The sequence below is a fragment of the Candidatus Desulfolinea nitratireducens genome (assembly GCF_982879505.1).
Genome location: NZ_CEYOSI010000237.1, coordinates 1 through 5262, shown reverse-complemented (window position 1 = coordinate 5262; position 5262 = coordinate 1). Strand labels below are relative to the sequence as shown.

Genomic DNA, 5262 nt, shown 5'->3' with positions numbered 1-5262 from the left:
GCCGTCCTTCGCGCAGCATCCTTTAGGGCGGCGGCGGGGACGCCGCCGGGAGCACTTAGGCAAATGTTTATTGAATATGCTGCAGGAAATAGGCTGCCAAACTCAGGAAGATAAAGAATCCCAAACTGTCTGTCGCGGCAGTTACCAGAACAGAAGATGCCAAGGCCGGGTCGATCCCAACTTTCTCCAGGCCGAGGGGAACAAGTATCCCAATCAGTGAGCCAAGACTCAGATTAGCGACCAGTGCCAAGCCCAAAACAAGGCTTAAATATATATTTCCGCGCCAGAGATAAACACCCAGCGCGACGGCTGCCCCGACCGCGACGCCCAAAAATAATCCCATAATGAATTGACGAACAATGATACGACGCTGCGACTTTGCACTGATGCGTTCCGTTGCAAGGGTACGCACCGTCATAGCGATAATTTGGCTGGCGGTATTGCCTCCCTGACCAGCAACAACGGATTGGAACAATGCCAAAACCGCTGCCTGAGCAATGACTTGCTCGAAATTGCTGATCACCCAGGCGCCAAAAAAAGCGGTGATCGTACTCAGATAAAGCCAAGGCAAACGCCCTTTTAGCTGCTCTGTGATGGAGCTATCCGGATCAAGTTCATTATCAGAGATATTTGCCAGGCGATAAACATCTTCGGTGGCCTCTTCTTCGAGAACATCCACAATATCATCGTATGTGATCACACCCACGATAATGCCATCCTCATCTACAACCGGGATCGCAGAGAGGTCATAATGCGCCATCGTCCGGGCACAATCTTCCTGATCCACTCCAACTTTGACGGAGATCACATCTGCATTCATTATATTTTTGATGAGGGTGTTATCCCCTGCCAGGATCAATTGGCGTAAATTGACCCCCCCGCATAATTGTTTCTTTTCATTGGCAACAAACAGATAATAAATCTCATCTGAATCCGGGCTCCAACGACGCAAGGCTTCAACAGCTTCATGCGCTGTCATCAAGGGTCGCAAAGCCAGAAATTCGGAGGTCATCAGACCGCCCGCGCTGTCATCAGGGTGGATCAAGAGCGGACGGACATCCTCAGGATCGTCGAGGCGGGCCAGGACTGCCCGGGCTTGCTCCTCCGGCAGGTCACCGAGCAAATCGGCGGCCTTGTCCGGCTCCATCTCATCCACGATGCTGGCAATGGTCTCTATGGGCAGGGAGGAGGCCAGTTTTGCGGTCTCGGGATCATCCATGTCTTCGAGAATATTTGCAGAGTAGGCCAGGTCGAGTTTTGGCAGAAGCTCCATCTGCTCATCCTCGTCCAATTCTGAAAAAAGGATGGCCTGATCCGGGCCGCGCAGCGTCTCGATCATCTGGATCGCGGAATCGAAATCATCTCGTTCCAACGCATCCTGAAGCCGCGTCAAAAGTTTTTCTGTATTGAAAATCATGAGAACACCTCTCAACTTCCCCCGAGAGATTTTTATAGAAAACCTGCCCCGAGGGAGTTATTTATCTTGGTGTGGACGCTTGTCGCGCCCACTGGGACTGGGGACAGATTCGTCGTTCATTTGCTTCCTTAACCTATATAAAATCCAGAATCTCAATAGCTTATTCTAGCGATTAAGCGGTGTGACGTCAAGATGATCTCTCTTAATCGTTCAAGGGGCTGCGCGCTGAATAGCTACTTGCCTGACAGGATAAGAAGAGAGTTGTAAGGTAAATATTATGATTGGATATGTAGTTTTGGTTTATAAGTAGGAGTATCTGCAAAATGCACGCCAGGGTGATTTCATACCGCTTACAAAGCCCAATAATCATCACTTATTCAGAAATTATGGAATTTTTTCATTCCATGGACAGTTTTTTTTAACCATTTTTGGGGTTAAACCGGAGTTGGGCGCTTGGTCTGAGCTATCGTTGAAGTACTTTTTTTGTATCACAGGAAAGTGAAACCTATCCAACCCAAATGCTCTTCGGCAGGTAATCGGGAGTAACTATGAGTGACACTGTCTCAACGTATTCTGGATGGCTGTTCCTCTGTGCCTTGCTTGTCTATGGATTATTTCTGATTTACTCACTGGTGTTCGCTGATGATCCTAACCGTCTGCGAAAAGGATATGCAAACCTTGCGCTGGTCTTCGGATTTGCATTTACCTTCTGGGTAAGGGTCCCGAATGAGACCACGAAAAACAGCTTCAATTTTCCGATCGATCCACCCGCACACTCCCCTGCCCCCATACTCCCACGCGAAGCGCCCAACACCTACTTCCCCACCTCATCCCTTCTCCCTCAAACCCCTAACTCTCCACCGGCCCTCTTCTTCACCGGCGACCTCAACCCCGCCCCCGCTGACCCTCCACCGACCCTCTTCTTCACCGGCGACATCAACCCCGCCCCCCCTAACTCTCCACCGATCCGCCTCCTCTTCACCGGCGACATCAACCCTGGGCGTTGCCCGGCGCAGATCGCCCTCGCGCTCGTCAACGACGACTTTACCCTGCCTTATCAGGCCGTGGCGGACGAGCTGCGTGCCGCCGATATTACGATTGGCTCCCTCGACGGCTCGATCTCCGATAAAAGCCCGCCCTCGCCCTGTCCGCAGACCATGAATCTAATTGGCCCCTCGCGCACGGTAGAAGGGTTACAATTCGCAGGTTTTGACGTGATCACGGTGGCGACTAACCACGCCAAAGACTGCGGCGCGTTGGGATGGGGCTGCGACAACCAATCCTTGCTAGATACCCTACGCTATCTTTCGGAGGCAGGCATCCAGCCGGTGGGTGCCGGGGAGTCGCTGGCAAGTGCGCGTGCCCCCGTGATTGTAGAGCGGCAGGGCGTGCGTTTTGCATTTCTGGGCGTCACCGAGGTTGGGCCGGAGACGTGGGCGAGTCAGTCCCTGCCCGGCACGGCTCCGCTCTCGGATGAGGCCCTCCCGGCTATCATCGCCGACATCGCGGCTGCCCGCGCCGAGGCCGACGTTGTCGTCGTGCTAACGCAATGGGGCATCGAATACGAGACTGCGCCCACACCCGATCAGATGCGCTGGGCGGGCGAGATGACCGCCGCCGGCGCGACGCTCATTGTCGGCAATCATCCGCACGTCGTGCAGGCAGTGGAGACCTTCCATGGGGGGCAGGTCGTTGCTTACGCCCTGGGAAATTTTGTTTTCGATCAGCATCCGAGGCTCGCCCGGCAGGGTGTAGTGTTCGAGGCCGTTTTTCAGGGCGGGGCGCTCGAACGCTGGGAGCTGCATCCCATCCATATTTATAATTTCCATCAGCCGCGCTGGGCAGAACCTGGCGAAGCCGTTGCGATTTTGACCCGGATCGAGGCGGCGAGCGCAGAATTGCCAGATCGCTGAAGATCGTGAAAGGTAAGGGCTTCACGCATCACGATTCATCGAGGCGGGCCAGGACTGGTGGGATGCGCCCCGTTAAATTGAGATTTTTGCTCTCGAATATTCACCGTATAATGAGCATTGTCCATGTCCCGCCCACCAGCAAGCCTGCCGTCTCGCCCCGATGAGCGCAGCGAAAACGGGGTGCCCCGTTGGGCGGCAAAGTTCCAATTCGATGAAAATTTTTCATAAATATGATCAGGTGAAACGAAACTATTGATTTCTTTCCAAAAAGTTAAGATGATACCTTTGGATAATTAAAATGAATCGAAAATCAACTAAACCTACTTCCAATATTCGTTCCAGGATTGAAAATCTGTATTATTCTCCAACGCTGGCAATCAACGATCAAGTTCAAAATATTCGAGATGATGGGTTGCAAATACTTCATCTGGGATTTGGTCAGTCTCCGTTTCCAGTACATCCAGTTATTCAATCTGCGCTACAAGCCAATGTGGATAAGAATTTGTATTTACCTTCAGCTGGGTTGCCTGAGTTGCGCCATATTGCAAAAAATTATTTTTCTAAATCATTAGGGTTCGATGGAGAAGGTTATGAAGCAATAATTGGACCAGGTAGCAAAGAGCTTTTATTTGATATCCAGATGGTTGTAGATGGGGATTTGCTACTCCCGGTTCCATCGTGGGTCAGTTATGCCCCTCAAGCAATGCTGATAGAAGATCGTGTGATCAAAATCCCAACTGTAATTGCTGAAAACTACCATATCACTGCTGAGCGGTTGGAAAATGCGATTCAATCCGCAATTCGAGATGGGAAAAATCCACGCAAGTTAATTGTCAATTCTCCTAATAATCCCACTGGTTTAATATTGCCCCCGGCGCAAATATCCGAAATTGTGCAGATTTGTAGAACATACAATATCCTGGTCATCTCTGATGAGATCTATGGGTTAGTGGATTACAAAAGAGATCATGTCAGTATTGCCCGTTTTTACCCAGAAGGTACCATTGTAACCAGCGGGCTTTCAAAACATCTTTCATTAGGGGGCTTCCGTTTAGGTATTATCTTAATCCCCAAAACGCTGATGGCGATTTATGACGGTGTTCTCAGGGTGGCGAGCGAAACCTGGTCGTGTGTGTCTGCCCCAATCCAATTCGCGTCGATCCAAGCATTCAAAAACGATTCCCAAATAGAAGACTATATTCGAAGTTGCACCCGGATCCATGCTTTGGTATCACAGTATGTGCGAGATGCGCTGGCTAACATTGGCGTTGATTATCCCGATCCACAAGGCGCCTTTTATCTTTACCCCGATTTTGAACCTTTTAGAGTCAAGCTCCGAGAACGCGGTATTGAGACGAGTGATCAGTTGGCGATAGATTTGTTGATGAAAACACACATCGCAAGCTTACCTGGCACAAGCTTTGGAGATGAGCCTGGTAAGCTTCGATTAAGGTTGGCATCTTGCGACTTTGATGGTCAGACTGCTCTAGATTTCTTTAGAGATCATCCAAGTTGTTCTCCAGAAAAGTTTGTCTCAGCCTGTTGTCCGAATATAAAGTTGGCTTGCGAACGATTAGAGTCTTACTTTTTTCTCTGATAACCGATCTAAGTCAGGATAGTCTCAAATACGGGCAGCATGACCCCATTTGCAGCGGATTTAGCTTCGCCAAGGTGATTAGCAAGGTCCCGCAACGCCGCTAGCCTGGCATGCTACCAACGCTCTTTCTAACTGTGTGCGGCAGGAGAACGTTGTATCATTCCGCTTGACTTTTCCATTTTGCTTTGTATAATGAATTAATTCGCCTTTACTGGTGGGTTAATGCGAACCAGGGTGTTATGGTCTGGTGGCAATTGAGGAATAAACCAATCGAACTTAGGAACGAAGTACCTGATAATCAATTTGAATTGCCTGGTTTTCATCCTACAAAACTC

General features: G+C 50.1%; 3 protein-coding genes. 2 read left to right on the top strand and 1 reads right to left on the bottom strand.

Annotated features, from left to right (window positions below):
- Positions 1–67 precede the first annotated feature (67 nt).
- Positions 68–1417, bottom strand: coding sequence for a magnesium transporter (gene mgtE, locus AC3DOM_RS15460; RefSeq protein WP_487919941.1), 1350 nt, complete (start codon positions 1415–1417; stop codon positions 68–70).
- 548 nt (positions 1418–1965) lie between these two features.
- Between mgtE and AC3DOM_RS15455 the strand changes: the two genes are divergently transcribed.
- A complete protein-coding gene (locus AC3DOM_RS15455) occupies positions 1966–3330 on the top strand; it encodes a CapA family protein (RefSeq protein ID WP_487919940.1) in 1365 nt (454 codons plus the stop codon).
- Between the two features lie 298 nt (positions 3331–3628).
- Positions 3629–4927 carry a pyridoxal phosphate-dependent aminotransferase gene (locus AC3DOM_RS15450; RefSeq protein WP_487919939.1) on the top strand — a complete coding sequence of 433 codons (1299 nt, stop codon included), beginning with the start codon at positions 3629–3631 and terminating at the stop codon, positions 4925–4927.
- The last annotated feature ends 335 nt before the right edge of the window (positions 4928–5262 follow it).